This is a genomic window from Micromonospora sp. PRAS1 (assembly GCF_059553435.1).
Genome location: NZ_JCANNB010000064.1, coordinates 1 through 18,336, shown reverse-complemented (window position 1 = coordinate 18,336; position 18,336 = coordinate 1). Strand labels below are relative to the sequence as shown.

Here is an 18,336-nt window from a genome sequence, read left to right as displayed (position 1 = left end):
CGAGGGGGCTGACGGTGATTCGTAGGCCCGGGCCACCGGCGATGCGGTACAGCGCGCCGGGGGCGACCAGCCAGCCGGCGTCGCGCAGCACCATCGAGGCGACGGTCTCGTCGGTGACCGGCAGCCAGACGTTGATGCCGCTGCGACCGTGCGCGGAGAGGCCGCGTTCGGCGAGGGCGGCGACCAGAGCGTTGCGGCGGCGTTCGTAGCTTTCCGCAGCCCGGTCGATCAGGGCGGTCACCGCCGGGTCGCGCCAGAGGGAGAGCACCAGTCGTTGCAGCACGGTGGAGACCCAGCCGGCACCGACCCGGGTCCGCCCGGCCACCCGGGCCACCGTGGTCTCGTCCCCGGCCAGCACGGCCAGGCGCAGGTCGGGACCGTACGGCTTGCTCACCGAGCGGAGCAGGGCCCAGTGGGTGGTCGCGCCGGCGAGCGGGTGCAGCGGTACGCGGGCCAGTTCGGCGGCGTGGTCGTCCTCGATCAGCAGCAGGTCCGCCCGGTCGGTGAGCAGGTCCCGCAGGGCGGCGGCCCGGTCGGCCGAGAGCGCGGCACCGGTGGGGTTCTGGGCGCGGCTGGTCACGATGAGCGCTCGCGCCCCGGCGGCGAGCGCGGCGGCCACCCCGGCGACCAGTGGGCCCTCGTCGTCGACAGGTACGCCGATCGGGCGCAGGCCCAGCGCGGCGATGAGGTCGAGTTGGTTGGCCCAGCCCGGGTCCTCGACCGCTACCGCGTCCCCGGGGCGCAGGTGGGCGCCGAGCAGCCGCTCGATGCCGTCCAGCGCACCGCCGGTGAGTGTCAGTTCGGCGGCCGGCACCCCGTCGGCGACGAGCCGTGCACGGGCCGCCTCGGCGAACTCGGGCAGCACTCCGGCGTCGGAGTAGCTGATCGCCTCGCCGACGGTGTCGGCCAGCGCGGCCAGGTGCGGGCCGAGCCTGGGCAGCAGCCGCGGGTCGGGTTCGCCCCGGGACAGGTCGCGCAACCCGGCGGCGGGTGGGGGGCGCAGGGCCGCGCGGTGGGCGGCGACCGGCGGTCGGGGCCGTACCCGGGTGCCGTGCCGGCCGGCGGTGACGACGAGCCCGCGTTGGCGTAGCTCGGCGTACGCGCGGGAGACGGTGGCCGGGCTGACGGCCAGGTCGGCGGCGAGCGTCCGCACCGGGGGCAGCGGGTCACCCGGAGCGAGGCCGGCGCGGCGGATGCCCGACTCGATGCTTGCCGAAATCTCGGCGGCCGTCGTACCGGTGATCTGATAGCGTCCTGACACAAACACGAGATTGTACTAGAACAAAGGTGGGAGCATGTACGCGCAGACCGCCCGCACCACCGCCAGCCGTTCCCGGGACCGGATGAGCTACGACCGGGACGCCGCACACGCCGTGCTCGACGAGGCGTACCACTGCGTGCTCGGGTTCACCGTGGACGGCGAACCACGCCTGCTGCCCACCCTGCACGTGCGCGTGGGCGACACGCTCTACCTGCACGGCTCCACGGGCAGCCGGCCGTTGCTGGCCGCCCGGGCCGGCGGGTTGCCGGTCTGCGTGGCGGTCACCCTGCTCGACGGGCTCATCTACGGCCGCTCGCAGTTCCACCACAGCGCCAACTACCGCTCGGTGGTCGCACACGGCACCGCCCACCTGGTCACCGACGCGGCCGAGAAGGCTCAGGTGCTCACCGCCCTGGTGGAGAAGGTCGGCACCGGCCGCGCGGCGGAGAGCCGCCCACCGAGCCGACGGGAACTGGCCGAGACCGCCGTGCTGGCCCTGCCACTGCACGAGGTGTCGGTCCGCGCCCGCACCGGCGGCGTCGTTGACGAGCCGGCCGACTACGCGCTGCCGCACTGGGCCGGGGTGGTGCCGCTGCGGCTGACCGCCGGCCCGGCCGAGCCGGACCACGGGGTCACCGCACCGGTGCCGGCGTACCTGCGACCGGCCCGCACGCCGTGGCACGAGCCGGTGCCGCTGCGCGGCGCGCACGTGCTGCTGGAACCGCTGGACCCGGCGCACGCCGAGGAACTCTTCGCCGCCACCGCCGATCCGGAGGTCTGGCGGCACCTGTCCGCGCCGCCGCCAGCCGACGCCGCCGAGCTGCGGAGCATCCTCACCACCGCGCTGGCCGAGCAGCACCGGGGCGAGCGGGTGGCCTGGGTGCAGCGCTGCGCGGTCACCGGCGCGGTGGTCGGCTCCACCTCCTACTACGAGGTGGAGCCCGAGCGGCGGTCGGTGGCCATCGGGCACACCTTCCTCGGCCGGTCGTGGTGGCGTACCGGGATCAACACCGAGGCCAAGCTGCTGCTGCTCGGCCGCGCCTTCGACGAACTCGGGGCGGTGCGGGTGGTCTGGCACACCGACATCCGCAACGAGCGCTCGCAGCAGGCCGTCGAGCGGCTCGGTGCCACCCGGGAGGGGGTGCTGCGGATGCACCGGCGGCGTCCCGATGGGTCGTGGCGGGACACCGTGCAGTATTCAATGACCGTCGAAGAGTGGCCGAACGCACAGGTCAGGCTGCGAGAAAGTCTTCGCTTACCGGGCCCGGCGGCCCGATGATGTCCAGCGTGCTGGGAGTCACCGACATCTGGACGTACGTGCTGGGCACCGTGGCCATCGTGCTGCTGCCCGGCCCGAACTCGCTATTCGTCCTCTCCACCGCCGCCCGCCGGGGCATCCGCACCGGTTACCGGGCCGCGGCGGGGGTGTTCGTCGGCGACGGGGTGCTCATGTTCCTCTCCGCGGCCGGGGTGGCGTCGCTGCTCCGGGCGTACCCACCGGTCTTCCTCGTGATCAAGTACGCGGGTGCCGCGTACCTGGGCTATGTGGGGTTGACCATGTTGCGCGGGGCCTGGCGCCGCTGGCGCGACCGCAACGACCCGACCACGCCGCGGCTGATCGACGCCGCGGAGCCGGCGGCGATGCGTAGCCCGTTCCGCAAGGCCTTCGTGATCAGCCTGCTCAACCCGAAGGCGATCCTCTTCTTCGTCTCGTTCTTCATCCAGTTCGTCGACCCGACCTACCCCTGGCCGGCGCTCTCCTTCCTGCTGCTCGGCCTGATCGCCCAGGTGACCAGCGTGCTCTACCTGACCGCGCTGATCTTCGCGGGCACCTATCTGGCCACCCAGTTCGGCCGGCGCCGCCGGCTCGCCGCCGGTGCCACCACCGCCGTCGGCGCGCTCTTCCTCGGCTTCGGTCTCAAGCTCGCCCAGGGCTGAGGAAGGACCCGCCAGCAACGCCCGGTGTGGGTGAAGGCGTCCGCCAGCAACGCCCGGGGGTGGGTGAGGGCGGCCCTGCCTGACCCCGCTCAACTGCCGTCGCCGCCACCGCCGATGCCGGCGCCGCCCCCCGTGCCGCCCAGGCCGAAGCCCGGCTCGATCGGCTCGTCGGGCGGGCGGCTGACGTGGGCCGACTCGGTGATGGCGGCCGACCAGTCGCCGGGGGCCGCCGCCGCGGCATGCCGGTTGATCGTCTGGCGTAGCCAGCCGTCCACGGTCGACACCCAGTCCCGTTGCTCGGCACCGGCGTGCCAGACCCGGAACCGGCTGATGCTGGTGTGGGTGATCCCGGCCAGCGCCAGCCGGCGGTCGCACCAGAGGATCACCTCCAGGCCCGCGGAGTTGGTCACGAAGATCACCTCCAGTTCGGTGATCGGCCCGGCGTAGAGTGGCCCGACCCAGAAGCCCCAGCGCTGGTGCAGGGGCAGGGCCTGCTCCACGCCGGGCAGCCAACCGTCGACCAGCCCGGCCTGGCGCACGCTGAAGCCGAGGGTGTCGAGGGCTGCCAGCACGTGCTGCTGGGTGGGCAGCGGGTGCACGAAGATCGGTACCATCGCGCCCTGATCCACGGCGGGCTCGATGGCCACCTCCGTCCGCAGCCCCATCCGCAGGCTGAGCAGCGGTACGCCACCGAACGTGGTGAGCGGCGTCTCCCAGGGCAGCGGGAACTCGAACGGAATCGACCGGGCCCGGCCCGCCCGCAGCACCAGGGCATCGGCGACCTGCGCCTGGTGGAACTGCACCAGCCGGCGAGGTGCCTCCGGATCATCCGGCTCGACCTGGCTGACCAGGCCGAGCCGGACGTGGTAGACCGGCACGTCGACGGCGCCGGCGACGAGGTTCACCCGCCCCGGCAGCAGCAGGCCGGGGCGGGTGCTGGGGTTGGCCAGTACGGTCTGCACCGTCAGGCCCGTACCGCCCGACTCCGGTGACACCCCCGTCAGCCGCACCCGCGTCGCTCCTACCTCAGGCGGCGCACCGCACGCGGAATGGGGTCGGTCTCGTCGTCGAACTCCCCGATGACCTCTTCCAGCAGATCCTCAAGCGCCACGAAGCCGACCGGGCGGGTCGGGCCGCCGCCGTTGCGCACCAGCGCGAGCTGGGACTGGCGGGCCCGCATCGCGGCCACCGCCTCGGTCACCGTGGCGGTGTCGGGCAGGGTGATGGCGTCGTTCATCAGGTCCGCCGCCGTGGCCTCGGGACGGCTGGCGGTGGCCCGCACCGCCTCCCGTACGTGCACCAGGCCGCAGACGTCACCGCTGGCGTCGAGCACCGCCAGCCGGGACCGGCCACTGTCCCGGCTGACCTGCTCGATCCGCTCGACCGGCTCGTCCCGGCGGACCGTCACCATCCGGTCGAACGGCTCCATCACCTGGGCGACCGTGGTCCCCTGCAACGCGAGCATGCTGGTCAGCATCTCGTGCTGGGCGGCACCGAGCAGCCCGTGCTCGCGGGACTGCTCCAGCAGCATCCGCAGCTCGTCCGGGCCGTGCACCTGGGCGAGCTGGTCCTGCGGATTCACCTTCGCCAGTCGCAACATCGCGTTGGCCACCGCGTTGAGCACCGACAGCACCGGCCGGGCCACCCAGGCGAACGCCCGGAACGGCACGGCCAGCAGCAGCGCGGAGCGCTCCGGGTGGGTGATCGCCCAGGACTTCGGCGCCATCTCGCCGACCACCAGGTGCAGGAAGGTGACCAGGCTCAGCGCGAAGATCAGCGCGATCACGTGGCTGGCGCCGTACGGCAGCCCGACGGCGTGCAGCAGCGGGCTGAGCAGGCGCTCGATCGCCGGCTCGGCCAGCGCACCGAGGCCCAGGGTGCAGAGTGTGATGCCGAGCTGCGCGCCGGCCAGCATCAGCGACAGCTCGCGTACGCCGTCGAGCGCGGCCTTGGCCGCCCGCCCGCCGCTGGCCGCAGCCTGCTCCAGGCGGTACCGCTTGCTCGCCACCAGCGCGAACTCGGCGGCGACGAAGAACCCGTTGAGCGCCAGCAGGACCATGGACGTGATCAGCGCGAATCCGGTGCTCATGCGGTCACCCCCTCGCGCCCACCGACGAGCTGAAGGCGCACCGAGTCGGCGACGTGCCGATCGACCGCGAGCACCTCGACCAGCGCCAGCGGCGGGGTCTCACCGTTGTCCCCGTCGGCCGGTAGGCCGATCTCCAGCCGATCGCCGACCTCGGGAACCCGGCCCAGCTCGCGCATCACCAACCCGGAGAGGGTGTCGTACTCGGGATGTTCGGGCAGTGCGATGCCGGTGCTGTCGGCGACCTCGTCGATCCGCCAGCGGGCCGGCACCACCCAGGAGCCGTCCTCCTGCCGCGCGGGGGCCCGTTCCGGTGGGTCGTCCTCGTCGAGGATCGGGCCGACCAGCTCCTCGGCGATGTCCTCAAGCGTGATCACGCCGGCGAAACCGCCGTACTCGTCGACCACGCAGGCGAGCTGCCGGTGCCCGGAACGGAGCCGGTCCAGCACCGTGGGCAGCGGCAGCGTCTCGGGCACCAGCAGCGGCGGTACGGCCACCGCGCCGACCGGGGTGGTCGCCCGCTCGGCCGGGGGCACGCGGAGTACGTCGGAAATGCCGACCACGCCGACCAGGTCGTCGACGCCCTCGGTGCCCCGGACCGGGAAGCGGGAGCGGCCGGTGTCGAGCAACTCGACCACCCGGCTGATCGGCTCGTCCGCCCGTACGGTGTGCACGTCGACCCGCGGCACCATGGCCTCGCCGGCGGTCAGCTGGCGGAAGTCCAGCCCGCGGTCCAGCAGCTCCGACATCTCGGCGTCGAGGTGCCCTTCCAGCCGGGACTCGGCGATGATCTGCTCCAGGTCCTCCGGGGTGGCCCCGCTGGGAAGTTCCTCGATCGGCTCGATGCCGACGCGACGGAGCAGCCGCACCGCGGCCCGGTCGAACAGCTTGATCAGCGGGCCGGCCACCGCCAGGTAGATCAGGGTGGATCGGGCCAGTGCCCGGGCGACCGGCTCGGGCCGGGCGATTGCCAGGTTCTTGGGCGCCAGCTCACCCACCACCATCTGCACCACGGTGGCGATGACCAGGGCCAGCACCAAGGAGAGCGGCAGGCTCACCGTGGTCGATACGCCGGCCACGCCGAGCAGTTCGGCCAGGCCGGCACCGAGATACGGCTCGGCGACGTAACCGACAAGCAGGGCGGTGACGGTGATGCCGAGCTGGGCGCCGGAGAGCATGAACGACAGCCGCGCGCTGACCTCCAGGGCCCGGGCCGACGCCTGGTCGCCCTCGGCGGCGCGCTGCCGCAGCTTGCCCCGGTCCACCGCGACATAGCCGAACTCTTGCGCGACGAAGTACCCCGTCGCGACGGTCAGAACGATGATCAGGAGAAGACCGACGAGGATCAACACGGGAGGCTCAGGGCTCCCGGGGCCGTCGGGTCGGATGAATGCCGGGGCCTACCCGGCTGGCTACTGCTGCCCTCCTGGGCAGAAGAGTCGATCATCCCGTTATTCTACCGGCGGGGCCAGCGGGAAGTGGGACGGTGTGGGGCGAGAACGTCCGCAACGAGGGTTCAGTGCTCGGCCAACTCGTCGGCGTCGAGCAGCCGTCGGTCCACCCGGCCGCCCCGGTAGGCGGCCCGGCCGATCATCTGCGCGGCGACCGGGGCGGTGGCCAGTTGGAACGCCCCGACCAGGATCACCATGCCGAGATCGGCGACCGTACGCAGCCGCAGGGACACCCCCAGCAGCAGGAGCAGTACGCCAAGCACCTGCGGTTTGGTGGCCGCGTGCATCCGGCTCAGCGTATCCGGGAAGCGCAGTACGCCGATCGCGGCCGCCAGGCTCAGCAACGCACCGGCAACCAGGCTGACGGCACCCAGCCAGTCGGCGACCACGGCCAGGGACAGCATCCCGTCGGCAGCGACCGGGGCGCGCGCCGGCGTCACCTCTTCTCCCCGGCGGCGAAGCGGACCAACGACACCGAACCGACGAAACCGAGCAGGGCGAGCACCAGCAGCACCGGCAGGGTCGTGGCGTGCCGGTTGATCGCCGCCTCGGCACCGACCGCGCCGACCATGGTGGCCAGCAGCATGTCCGCGGCGACCACCCGGTCCATCAGCGACGGGCCCCGGTAGAGCCGGACGAGGGCGAGCAGGGCGGTCACCGACAGCAGCCCGGCGATGATCACGGCGAGCAGTGTGTTCACGAGAACTCCTTGTCGACGGGTACGGAGCGAACCTGGCGTAGCTCGGCCGCCGAGCCGACCGCCGCGACGATCCGCCGTTCCACGGTGCGGATCTGCTTCCGCGCGGCTGCCAGGTCCGCCGGGGTGTGTACGTCGAGCACGTGCACGTAGAGCACGGCCGCGTCCCGGTCCACCTCGACGATCAACGTGCCCGGCACCAACGAGATCGCCTCGGCGGTGAGCGCCAGGTTGAAGTCGGTGGGTATCAGCAGCCGCACCGCGAGGATGGCCGAGCGTGGCGTGTAGCCGGGTTGCACCGCGATCCGGGCCACGTGCAGGCTCGCCAGGACCAGTTCGACCACGAAGCGTCCGGCGAACACCAGCAGCCCGGATAGCCGCAGCCGGCCGCCGAAGCTCACCGCGGGAAGCGGGAAGAACACCAGCACAGCCGTGCCCACCAGCAGCCCGCCCAGCAGGTTTCCCCAGCTGAGGTCGCCCCAGAGCAGGATCCAGACCAGCGCCAGCCCGCCGACCGCGAGGGCCTGGTCGCGCCAGCGGCGGGCCCGGTTCGGCTGGCCCCGCCCCGCACCGGCCCGCTCGGGTCCGGCCGCCGCCGGCTCCGGTCCGGTCATGGCGGGCCGCCGGGCAGTACGGCGTGGATGTACGGGGTGCGCTCCCGCAGATCGACCGCTGCGCCGGTGGTCACCTCGAAGAGCGGACCCGCCACCACGGTCAGCGCCACCCCGAGCGCCACCAGGGCCACGGTGGCACCGACCATCAACGTGGGCAGCGGAGCGGTCGACGTGACGGTCTGGCAGGGCGTACGCCAGAACGCGATGTTCCACACCCGGCTGGCCACGTAGAGGGTGAGCAGGCTGGTCACCGTGCCGACGGTGACCAGGGTCCAGGGCAGCGCACCGCCGGCCGCCACGCCGGCCTGGAGCAGACCGAGCTTGCCGAGGAACCCGGAGAAGGGCGGGATACCGGCGAGGTTCATGGCCGAGACGAAGAAGAGCACACCGAGCAGCGGCGCGATCCGGGCGAGGCCGCCCAGCCGGCGCAGGTCGGTGCTGCCGGCCCGCTGTTCGACCAGGCCGGCGATCAGGAACAGGGTCGTCTGGATGGTGATGTGGTGGACCACGTAGAAGATCGCCCCGACCAGACCGGCGACCGTGCTCAGCCCGATCCCGAAGATCATGTAGCCGATGTGGCTGACCAGGGTGAACGAGAGCAGCCGCTTCATGTCCGACTGGGCCACCGCGCCGAGGATGCCGACCACCATGGTCAGCCCGGCCACCACCATCAGCAGTTGGGCGGCCCGTGGTCCGGGGAAGAGCAGGGTCTGGGTACGGATGATCGCGTACACGCCGACCTTGGTCAGCAGGCCGGCGAAGACGGCGGTGACCGGGGCGGGCGCGGTCGGATAACTGTCGGGCAGCCAGGCCGACAGCGGGAAGACCGCCGCCTTGATGCCGAAGGCCAGCAGCAGCATCAGTTGCAGGCTCAGCCGCACCCCGTCGGGTAGCGCGTCGAGCCGGCCGGCGAGGTGGGCCAGGTTGAGCGTGCCGGCGGCCGCGTAGACCAGCCCCACCGCGATCAGGAAGATCATCGAGGCCAGGATGTTGACCACCACGTACGTCGAGCCGGTGCGGATGCGCAGCGCGGTGCCGTTCAGGGTGATCAGGACGAAGCTCGCGGCGAGCAGCATCTCGAACCCGACGAAGAGGTTGAACAGGTCCCCGGCGAGGAAGGCGTTCGTCACGCCGGCGGTCAGCACCAGGTAGGTCGGGTGGAAGATGGCCACCGAGGAGGTCTCGCCGATCTCCGCCTGCCCCTGGCCGATCGAGTACAGCAGCACGCAGAGGGTCACCGCCGAGGAGACCACAAGCATCAGCGCCGCCAGTTGGTCGGCGACCAGGACGATGCCGACCGGCGCGGGCCAGCCGCCGATCTCGACCACCAGCGGCCCGTGCCGGTAGGTCTGCACAAGCAGCACCGCGGACACGGCCAGGGTGGCGGTCAGGCAGGTCACGCTTACCACCCGCTGCGGCCGGGCCCGCGTCGCCAGCAGCAGGGTCAGTGCCGCCCCCAGAATCGGCAGCAGCACCGGCAGCGACACGAGGGCGTTCATGCCGCCCCACCCCCGTCACCGGGCCGGTCCTCGCCACCGGGCCGGTCCTCGCCACCGGGCCGGTCCTCGCCACCGGGCCGGTTCTCGCCACCGGGCCGGCGGGGCGCCGGGGCGTCGACCTGTTCCGGGTCGGTCGCGGCGCTGTCGTCGCTCAGGTCGGCGGTGGAGACCTCCTTGTGCGCGGCGCGGCGGACGATCTGCCGGTCCTCGATGTCGTCGGGCACCTCGTCGTCGCCGGTCAGATACCAGCTGCGATAGCTGATCGCCAGCAGGAAGGCGGTGAACCCGAAGGTGATCACGATGGCGGTGAGCACCATGGCCTGCGGCAGGGCGTCGCTCATCCGCTCGGTCTCGGAGACCCCGACCACCGGTGCCCGACCGGCTCGACCACCAAAGATGATCAGCAGGTTGACGCCGTTGCCGACCAGGATGATGCCGAGCAGCACGCGGGTCAGGCTGCGCTCCAACAGCAGGGCCACCCCGCAGCCGACGAGCACGCCGATCGCGACGAAGGACACCAGATTGGCCCCGGAGGCCATCACGGAGCCTCCCCTCGCGGGTCGGCAGCGAAGTTGCCGCCGACCTGGTCACCTGCCTCGATGTGCCGGTCCACCTCGGCGCCGAGGCTGCGCAGCACGTCCAGCGCCAGCCCGATCACCACCAGGTACACGCCGATGTCGAAGAAGAGCGAAGTGACCAGGTAGAAGTCCCCGATCAGCGGCAGCGAAAGATCGATCTTCGCGCTGCCCAGCACCGCCCCACCGGTCAGCAGCGAGAGCACGCCGCCACCGGCCGCGACCGCCAGCCCGATGCCGAGCACGGTGCCGGCACCGATCGGCGCGGCCTCGGCCAGTTCCTGGCGGCCGCCGGCGAGGTAGCGCATGGTCAGCGCCAGGCTGGCCACCAGACCGCCGGCGAAGCCGCCGCCGGGCGCGTTGTGCCCGGAGAAGACCAGGTAGAAGGAGAAGAGCACGGCGGTGTGGAAGATCAGCCGGGTGATCACCTCCAGCACGATCGAACGGTGCCGCTCGTGCAGGGTGCTGCCGCCGCGCAGCCAGACCGGCCGGCCGGCGAAGCTCTCCTGGCCTTCCGCGGCCAGCCGGCGGGGGCGAGGCCCGGTCCGGGACCGCAGGAAGACCAGGCTGGCGACTCCGGTGGCCGCCGCCACCAGCACCGTCAGCTCGCCCAGGGTGTCCCAGGCCCGGATGTCGACAAGCGTCACGTTCACCACGTTGCGGCCGTAGCCCTGCTCGACGGCCAGGTCGGGAAAGCGCTCGGAGATGGAGGGTGCCTGGCGGGCGCCGGTGGCGGCCACCGCGAGCCCGGCGACCGTCGCACCGACCGTCAGGCCGATCGCCCGGCGCACCCAGCGACTACGGCGCAGCGGTCGTACCGAGAACCGCGCCGGCAGCCGCCGCAGCACCAGCACGAAGACCGCGATGGTCACGGTCTCCACCAGGAACTGGGTAAGCGCCAGATCGGGGGCGCCGTACAGCACGAAGAGCATCGCGGTGCCGTAGCCGGTCATGCCGACCAGCAGCATCGCGGTCAGCCGGCGGGTGGCCCCAACGGCGAGCAGGGCGGCGATGCTGATCACCAGCAGCACCACCGGCTGTGCCGGGTTGGCCCACGGCGTGAGTGGTTGCTTCCAGGGTTGCAGCAGCAGCAACGTGCCGCCCGGCACGGCGGCCAGCACGATCAGGATGAGGCCGAGGTACTGCGGCAGGGAGCCGCGCTGGGTGACGCTTGTGACGTCCACCGCCGCCCGGTCGAAGCGATGGATGATCCACTCGTAGCCCTGTTGACCGGTGACCGGCGAACGCAGCCGGGACAGCGCCGGGGCCAGCGGGCCACGCAGCGCGAACAGCACCGCGCCGCCCGCCAGGGTCAGCGCGGACAGCCCCAGCGCCAGGTTCAGGCCGGGCCAGACCGCCAGGTGCGCGTGGGGCGGGCCGAGGAGTTCGGCGTACGGGCGCAGCAGCTGATCCAGCCCACCTGCCGCCGGCCCGGCGACCAGCCCGGCCACCGCCAGCAGCGTCGGTGGCACCAGCATCGGCGCGGCGACCCGACCCAGCTCGGTGGGGGCGAGGGTACGGCGGGTGGCGAAGCCGCCCCAGAGGAACCTGATGCTGTACGCGACGGTGAGTGCGGTGCCGGCGACCAGCACCGCAAGCACCAGCGGGCGGTCGGTGAAGGCGGCGAAGATGGCTTCCTTGGCGACGAAGCCGACAAGCGGTGGCACGCCGGCCATCGACGCGGCGGCGAGCAGCGCCACCCCGGCCAGGACCGGCGCGCTGCGCCACAGCCCGGAGAGCTCACGCAGGTCCCGGGTGCCGGCGCCGTGGTCGATCACGCCGACGACGAGGAAGAGCGCCGCCTTGAACAGCGCGTGGGCGAGCAGCATGGCGACCCCGGCCAGAGCGGCGTCGGCGGTGCCCAGCCCGACGACCGCCGTCAACAGGCCCAGCTGGCTCACCGTGCCGTACGCCAGCAGCAGCTTCAGGTCGGTCTGCCGCAGCGCGGCCCAGCCGCCCAGCACCATGGTGGCCAGCCCGGCGACCAGGACGACCGGCCGCCACGGGCCGGCCGGGGCGAGCAGCGGGGCGAGCAGGCCGAGCAGGTAGACGCCGGCCTTCACCATCGCCGCCGCGTGCAGGTACGCGCTCACCGGAGTCGGTGCCGCCATCGCCACCGGCAGCCAGGAGGTGAACGGCAGTACCGCGGACTTGGACAACGCGCCGAGCAGGATCAGCAGCACTGCGGTGACCAGGTACGCCCCGCCGGGCAGCGGGCGACCGGCCAGCTCCGACAGGCGGTAGGTGCCGGCGTGGTGGCCGAGCATGATGAACCCGACAAGCATGGCCAGGCCGCCGAGCGTGGTCACGGTCAACGCCTGGGCCGCCGCCCAGCGGCTGGATCGCCGCTCGGTGCTGTGCCCGATCAGCAGGTACGAGAAGACCGTGGTGAGTTCCCAGCAGACGTAGAGCAGTAGCAGGTCGTCGGCGAGGACGAGGCCGAGCATCGCACCGGCGAAGGCCACCATCACCCCGGCGTACCGGGCGGTGCCGATCGCGCCGGGCGGGAAGTACCGTCCGCTGTAGAGCAGCACCAGCGCGCCGACTCCGCCGATCAGCAGCACCATCAGCCAGGACAGGGTGGTCATCCGCAGGTCCAGGTTCAGGCCCAGCCGGGGGATCCACTCGTACGTCTGCGCCACCGCGCCGCCGTCGGCCACGGCGGGTGCGCGGAGCAGCGCCCAGCCGAACGCCGTGGCCGGCACCAGCGCCAGGAGGTAGCAGGCGCGCGGTCCCCACCAACGCACCAGTAGCGGCGCCACGAGGGCCGCCACGAGGTGCAGGATCAGTAGTACGAGCACGCGCGCTCCCGGTCGAGGTGGACAGGGGCGCCCCTCCCGGGTGCACGGCGCCTAGGAGCGATCAGACGATAGTTCGCGTACGCTCTGGGGCGTTTTCCCGAAATAGCCACACTTCTGCAGCGATCGGGCGGACCGTACGGGAGCCGGTCGACCGGTCACGGTCGTGCGGCGTTCCTGGCCCCGCCCTCCACCGCGAAGCCCCCGTCGGCGCACCCTCCTCGCCCCTCGACCGTCAGGTCGGGCCGGCCGAGCCGGAGCGCCGCCCGGTCGACCAGTCGCTGGGTGGCGGTCAGGGAGCGCACCGGCAGCATCCGGCCACGACTCTCCCGGCGCAGCACGAAGTAGTGCACGGCGACGCGCACCTGCGCGCGGTCGGCCGCGCTGGCCTGTGCGGTGGAGTGGACCAGCTCGCGCAGGCAGCCGGCGAGCCGTTCGGCCAGTTCGAGGTCGGGGCCGTGCAGCCCGGCGCGGAGGGCGACGAGACGACTGTCGACCTTGCGAATCAGGACGTCGGTGCCGGGCCCGGGGCTCCGCTCCTCGACGACCATTCGCTTCCCTCCACCACTTACCGCATCGCGAGTGAAGTTACTTTATGTTGTAGGTCACAAGCAAGCAGTTAAGTAAGACTTAACGGAATCTACGGTCAACTCACCTGTAAAGACTTAACCAGGCATACCCGTCCCGCCGTTCGGGCCGGATGTCGGTGGGCGGGGGCAGGATGGGGTGGTGGCGGATTCCCTCGCAGCCTCGCCGGCCCAGGCGGTGCTCTCCCGGTTCGGCCCGGCGACCCGGGAGTGGTTCGACGCGGCCTTCGCCGCGCCGACGGCGGCACAGGTTGGCGCCTGGACGGCGGTCGCCGCCGGGCGCCACGCCCTCGTCGTGGCACCGACCGGCTCCGGCAAGACCCTCGCCGCCTTCCTCTGGTCCCTCGACCGGCTGGCCCGCGAGCCGGCACCGGTCGACGCCCGGCGCCGCTGCCGGGTGCTCTACGTCAGCCCGCTCAAGGCCCTCGCGGTCGACGTCGAGCGCAACCTGCGCGCCCCGCTCGCCGGCATCCGACAGGCCGCCACCCGGCTCGTGCTTCCCCCGCCCGAGATCACCGTCGGCATGCGCACCGGCGACACCCCCGCCGACGAGCGGCGGGCCTTCGCCCGCACCCCACCGGACATCCTGATCACCACGCCGGAGTCGCTGTTCCTGCTGCTCACCTCGGCCGCGCGGGACTCGCTGCGCGGGATCGAGACGGTGATCATCGACGAGGTGCACGCGGTGGCCGGCACCAAACGCGGCGCCCACCTGGCGCTCTCCCTGGAACGGCTGGACGAGTTGCTGCCCGCCCCGGCCCAGCGGATCGGGCTCTCCGCGACGGTCCGGCCGCTCGACGAGTGCGCCCGGTTCCTCGCCGGTGCCCGGCCGGTGGACGTGGTCGCGCCGGTGAGCGCCAAGACCATCGAGGTAAGCGTCCAGGTGCCGGTGGAGGACATGACCCGGCTCGACGAGCAGGAGGCGGCGGAGGACCTCGGCGGCCCACGCACCGCCTCGATCTGGCCGGCGGTGGAGGAACGGGTCTACGCCCTGATCCGGGCCCACCGTTCGACAATCGTCTTCACCAACTCCCGGCGCAGCGCCGAGCGGCTCTGTGCCCGGCTCAACGAGCTCGCCGCCGAGGAGACCGCCGGGGCCACGCCGACCGCGACCGACCGCCCCGCCCGGCCGCCGGCGGAGATGATGGCCCAGGCCGGCGCGGTCTCCGGCGCCCCGCCGGTGCTCGCCCGGGCGCACCACGGCAGCGTCTCCCGCGAGGAGCGGCGGCACATCGAGGAGTCGCTCAAAGCGGGGCAACTGCCCGCCGTGGTAGCCACCTCCAGCCTCGAACTCGGCATCGACATGGGCGCGGTAGACCTGGTGGTGCAGATCGAGGCGCCGCCGAGCGTGGCCGCCGGCCTGCAACGGGTGGGTCGGGCCGGGCACCAGGTCGGTGCCGTCTCCCGGGGGGTGGTGCTGCCCAAGCATCGCGGCGACCTGCTCTCCTGCACCGTGGTCGCCGAGCGGATGGGCGACGCCGCGATCGAGGAGCTGCACCACCCCCGCAACCCGCTGGACGTGCTCGCCCAGCAGATCGTCGCGATGGTCGCCCTGGACCAGTGGCGGGTCGGCGACCTGGCCACCGTGGTCCGCCGCGCGGCGCCCTTCGCCGAGCTGCCCGACTCGGCCCTGCACGCCGTGCTGGACATGCTCTCCGGGCGCTACCCGTCGACCGCCTTCGCCGAACTGCGCCCCCGGCTGGTCTGGGATCGCGCCGCCGACGTACTGACCGGGCGGCCGGGAGCGCAGCGGCTCGCGGTCACAAGTGGCGGCACCATCCCGGACCGGGGCCTGTTCGGCGTCTTCCTGGCCGGCGCGGAACGCGCCGCCCGGGTCGGCGAGCTGGACGAGGAGATGGTCTACGAGTCCCGGGTCGGCGACGTCTTCCTGCTCGGCTCCTCCTCCTGGCGGATCGAGGAGATCACCCCCGACCGGGTGCTGGTCTCCCCCGCCCCGGGCCAGGCGGCCAAGATGCCGTTCTGGAAGGGCGACCAGCCCGGCCGGCCGGTGGAGTTGGGCCGGGCGATCGGGGCCCGGATCCGGGGCCTGCTGCGGCAGGCCGACGACGCGGCGCTTGCCGCACTGCGTACCGCCGGGTTGGACGACTGGGCCGCCGGCAACCTGCTGGCGTACCTGCGCGAGCAGCAGGCCGCGACCCGTGCGTTGCCGGACGACCGGACGGTGGTGGTCGAGCGGTTCCGGGACGAGCTGGGCGACTGGCGGCTGGCCGTGCACAGCGTGCTCGGCGCCCGGGTGAACGCACCCTGGGCACTGGCGATCGGCCGGCGACTCGCCGAGCGCCACGGCGTGGACGCCCAGGTGATGCCCGCTGACGACGGGATCGTCGTACGCCTGCCGGACACCGCCGACAGCCCACCCGGTGCCGACGTGGTGGCCTTCGATCCGGAGGAGATCGCCCAGCTGGTGGAGGAGTCGGTCGGCACCTCGGCGCTCTTCGCCGCCCGGTTCCGGGAGTGCGCCGCGCGGTCGCTGCTGCTGCCCCGCCGCGACCCCCGCCGCCGCCAGCCGCTCTGGCAGCAGCGGCAGCGCGCCGCCCAACTGCTCGACGTCGCCCGCGAGTACGCCGATTTCCCGGTCACCCTGGAGGCCGCCCGGGAATGCCTCCAGGACGTCTTCGACCTGCCCGCCCTGACCCAGGTGATGCGGGACCTGGCGGGCCGCCGGGTGCGGCTGGTCGAGGTGGAGACGCCCCGGCCGTCGCCGTTCGCCCGGTCGCTGCTCTTCGGTTACGTCGGCGCCTTCCTCTACGAGGGCGACGCCCCGCTCGCGGAGCGCCGGGCCGCGGCGTTGGCGCTGGATTCGGCCCTGCTCGGTGAGCTGCTCGGCCGGGTCGACCTGCGCGAGCTGCTCGATCCGGCGGTGCTCGCCGAGACCGAGCGGCAGCTGCGCTGGTTGACCCCGCAGCGGCGGCCCCGGGACGCGGAGGACGTGGTCGAGCTGCTGCGCCAGCTCGGCGACCTGAGCGGCGACGAGCTGGCCGAGCGCGGGGTGCCGGTCGACTGGCTGACCGACCTGGCCGCGGCCCGCCGGCTGGTGCGGGTACGCATCGCCGGGCAGGAACGCTGGGTGGTGGTGGAGGACGCCGGCCGGCTGCGCGACGCCCTCGGCGTGGCCCTGCCGGTGGGGATCGCCGAGGCGTACCTCGAACCGGTCACCGACCCGCTCGGTGATCTCGTCGCCCGGTACGCCCGCACCCACGCCCCGTTCAGCGCGGCCGGCTGCGCCGCCCGGTTCGGGTTGGGCGTCTTCGTCGTGGAGCAGGCGCTGCGCCGGCTGGCCGCCACCGGCCGGGTGGTCTCCGGCGAGTTCACCCCGGAGACGGTCGGCACCCAGTGGTGCGACGCGGAGGTGCTGCGGCTGCTGCGCCGGCGGTCCCTGGCCGCGCTACGCCGGGAGATCGAACCGGTGCCACCCCGGGCGCTGGCCACCTTTCTGCCCCGGTGGCAGCAGGTCGGCTCCTCGGCCCGGGGGGTGGAGGCGGTGGCCGCGACGGTGGAGCAGTTGCAGGGCGCCGCCGTGCCCGCGTCGGCGCTGGAACGGCTGGTGCTCCCGGCCCGGGTCGCCGACTACTCCCCCGCGCTGCTCGACGAGTTGTGTGCCAGCGGCGAGGTGTTGTGGGCCGGTGCCGGCGCGATCTCCGGTGGGGACGGCTGGGTCACGCTGGCGTACGCCGACACGGCACCGCTGCTGCTCCCACCGCCGGACGAGGCGCTCGCCCGTACGCCGCTGCACGACGCGGTGCTGGCCGCGCTCGGCGAGGGGCAGGCGTTGTTCTTCCGGCCGCTGGCCGACCGGGTCGGCGCCACCGACGACGCGGAACTGACCACGGTCGTCTGGGACCTGGTCTGGGCCGGTTACCTCACCAACGACACCCTCGCGCCGCTTCGGGTGGTGCTCGGTGGTGCCGGGGCACACCGCTCCCGGCCGGCCGCCGGGCGGAGCCGCTACCGGCGCCCCGGTCGGGTGGCGCTGCCGAGCCGGGGTGGTCCGCCGACGGTGGCGGGCCGCTGGTCCCGCCTGCCGGAGCGGGACCTCGACCCGACCCGGCGGGCTGCGGCCCTGGCCGACGTGCTGCTGGAGCGGCACGGGGTGCTCACCCGGGGCGCGGTCATGGCCGAACAGGTGTCCGGCGGCTTCGCCGCGGTCTACCCGGTGCTCTCCGCGCTCGAGGAACGCGGCGCGGCCCGGCGTGGCTACTTCGTCGACGGGTTGGGCGCGGCGCAGTTTGCGGTGCCCGGCGCGGTGGACCGGATCCGGGCGCTGGCCGAGCCGCTGGACGGCGGACGGGTCCGCGGCGGCGCGACGCACGGCGGCCCGGCGGTGGTGCTGGCGGCCACCGACCCGGCGAACCCGTACGGCGCCGCGCTGCCCTGGCCGGAGCGGGTGGTCGACTCCGGCGACGCGACGGCGACAGCGCCGGGCACCGGCCACCGGGCCGGCCGCAAGGCGGGCGCGCTGGTCGTGCTGGTCGCCGGTGAGCTGGTGCTCTACGTGGAGCGCGGCGGGCGGACGATCCTCTCCTTCAGCGCCGACACCGACGCGCTCACCCTGGCCGGAAAGGCGTTGGCCGACACGGTCCACACCGGAGCGTTGGGCCCGATCTCCGTCGAACGCGCCGACGGCGAGCCGGTCCGCTCGTCTGCCCTGCACGACGCCCTCACCGCCGCCGGTTTCCGCCCCACCCCCCGCGGCCTACGCCTACGCACCTGACCCCCACCCCCTCCCCGTTACCCCACCCCCTCCCCTCCCCCACCCCCACCGGGCCGGGAATCAGGGGTTGATCATGAAGTTATTGCCCCAGGAAAGCG

General features: G+C 73.3%; 14 protein-coding genes. 3 read left to right on the top strand and 11 right to left on the bottom strand.

Annotated elements, in window-relative coordinates:
* Positions 1 to 1,261 (bottom strand): aminotransferase class I/II-fold pyridoxal phosphate-dependent enzyme (locus tag AC507J_RS31450; RefSeq protein WP_496294063.1); only part of this gene is annotated, 1,261 nt, incomplete at its 3' end.
* A 34-nt stretch (positions 1,262 to 1,295) separates the two neighbouring features.
* On the opposite strand from AC507J_RS31450, the gene AC507J_RS31445 reads away from it, so the two are divergent.
* Complete coding sequence (locus AC507J_RS31445; protein WP_496294061.1) at positions 1,296 to 2,540, top strand: bifunctional pyridoxamine 5'-phosphate oxidase family protein/GNAT family N-acetyltransferase; 1,245 nt, start codon at positions 1,296 to 1,298, stop codon at positions 2,538 to 2,540.
* Complete coding sequence (leuE, locus tag AC507J_RS31440; protein ID WP_496294059.1) at positions 2,537 to 3,199, top strand: leucine efflux protein LeuE; 663 nt, start codon at positions 2,537 to 2,539, stop codon at positions 3,197 to 3,199. The genes AC507J_RS31445 and leuE overlap by 4 nt, the downstream gene beginning before the upstream one ends.
* Before the next feature lie 89 nt (positions 3,200 to 3,288).
* Here the strand turns inward: leuE and AC507J_RS31435 are convergent, their stop codons facing one another.
* The 10 genes from AC507J_RS31435 to AC507J_RS31390 form a co-directional block, all read right to left on the bottom strand.
* Positions 3,289 to 4,209, bottom strand: coding sequence for a sporulation protein (locus AC507J_RS31435; RefSeq protein ID WP_496294057.1), 921 nt, complete (start codon positions 4,207 to 4,209; stop codon positions 3,289 to 3,291).
* An 11-nt stretch (positions 4,210 to 4,220) separates the two neighbouring features.
* Positions 4,221 to 5,288 (bottom strand): hemolysin family protein, encoded by a 1,068-nt coding sequence (locus AC507J_RS31430; protein WP_496294056.1) that lies wholly within the window; start codon positions 5,286 to 5,288, stop codon positions 4,221 to 4,223.
* A complete protein-coding gene (locus tag AC507J_RS31425; protein WP_496294054.1) occupies positions 5,285 to 6,637 on the bottom strand; it encodes a hemolysin family protein in 1,353 nt (450 codons plus the stop codon). Before AC507J_RS31425 ends, AC507J_RS31430 begins: the two co-directional genes overlap by 4 nt.
* 164 nt (positions 6,638 to 6,801) lie before the next feature.
* Positions 6,802 to 7,140: a monovalent cation/H(+) antiporter subunit G gene (gene mnhG / locus AC507J_RS31420; RefSeq protein ID WP_496294067.1), complete on the bottom strand. Its 339-nt coding sequence runs from the start codon at positions 7,138 to 7,140 to the stop codon at positions 6,802 to 6,804.
* A 32-nt stretch (positions 7,141 to 7,172) separates the two neighbouring features.
* Positions 7,173 to 7,436: an MrpF/PhaF family protein gene (locus AC507J_RS31415; RefSeq protein WP_496294052.1), complete on the bottom strand. Its 264-nt coding sequence runs from the start codon at positions 7,434 to 7,436 to the stop codon at positions 7,173 to 7,175.
* Positions 7,433 to 8,047, bottom strand: a complete 615-nt coding sequence (locus AC507J_RS31410) for a Na+/H+ antiporter subunit E (protein WP_496294050.1) — start codon at positions 8,045 to 8,047, stop codon at positions 7,433 to 7,435. Before AC507J_RS31410 ends, AC507J_RS31415 begins: the two co-directional genes overlap by 4 nt.
* Positions 8,044 to 9,546 carry a Na+/H+ antiporter subunit D gene (locus AC507J_RS31405; protein WP_496294048.1) on the bottom strand — a complete coding sequence of 501 codons (1,503 nt, stop codon included), beginning with the start codon at positions 9,544 to 9,546 and terminating at the stop codon, positions 8,044 to 8,046. The genes AC507J_RS31410 and AC507J_RS31405 overlap by 4 nt, the downstream gene beginning before the upstream one ends.
* A complete protein-coding gene (locus AC507J_RS31400; RefSeq protein ID WP_496294065.1) occupies positions 9,543 to 10,085 on the bottom strand; it encodes a Na(+)/H(+) antiporter subunit C in 543 nt (180 codons plus the stop codon). Before AC507J_RS31400 ends, AC507J_RS31405 begins: the two co-directional genes overlap by 4 nt.
* Positions 10,085 to 12,922 carry a Na+/H+ antiporter subunit A gene (locus AC507J_RS31395; RefSeq protein WP_496294046.1) on the bottom strand — a complete coding sequence of 946 codons (2,838 nt, stop codon included), beginning with the start codon at positions 12,920 to 12,922 and terminating at the stop codon, positions 10,085 to 10,087. Before AC507J_RS31395 ends, AC507J_RS31400 begins: the two co-directional genes overlap by 1 nt.
* 155 nt (positions 12,923 to 13,077) lie before the next feature.
* Positions 13,078 to 13,470, bottom strand: a complete 393-nt coding sequence (locus tag AC507J_RS31390; RefSeq protein ID WP_496294044.1) for a hypothetical protein — start codon at positions 13,468 to 13,470, stop codon at positions 13,078 to 13,080.
* A 175-nt stretch (positions 13,471 to 13,645) separates the two neighbouring features.
* Between AC507J_RS31390 and AC507J_RS31385 the strand changes: the two genes are divergently transcribed.
* Positions 13,646 to 18,238, top strand: a complete 4,593-nt coding sequence (locus tag AC507J_RS31385) for an ATP-dependent helicase (protein ID WP_496294042.1) — start codon at positions 13,646 to 13,648, stop codon at positions 18,236 to 18,238.
* Positions 18,239 to 18,336 lie beyond the last annotated feature (98 nt).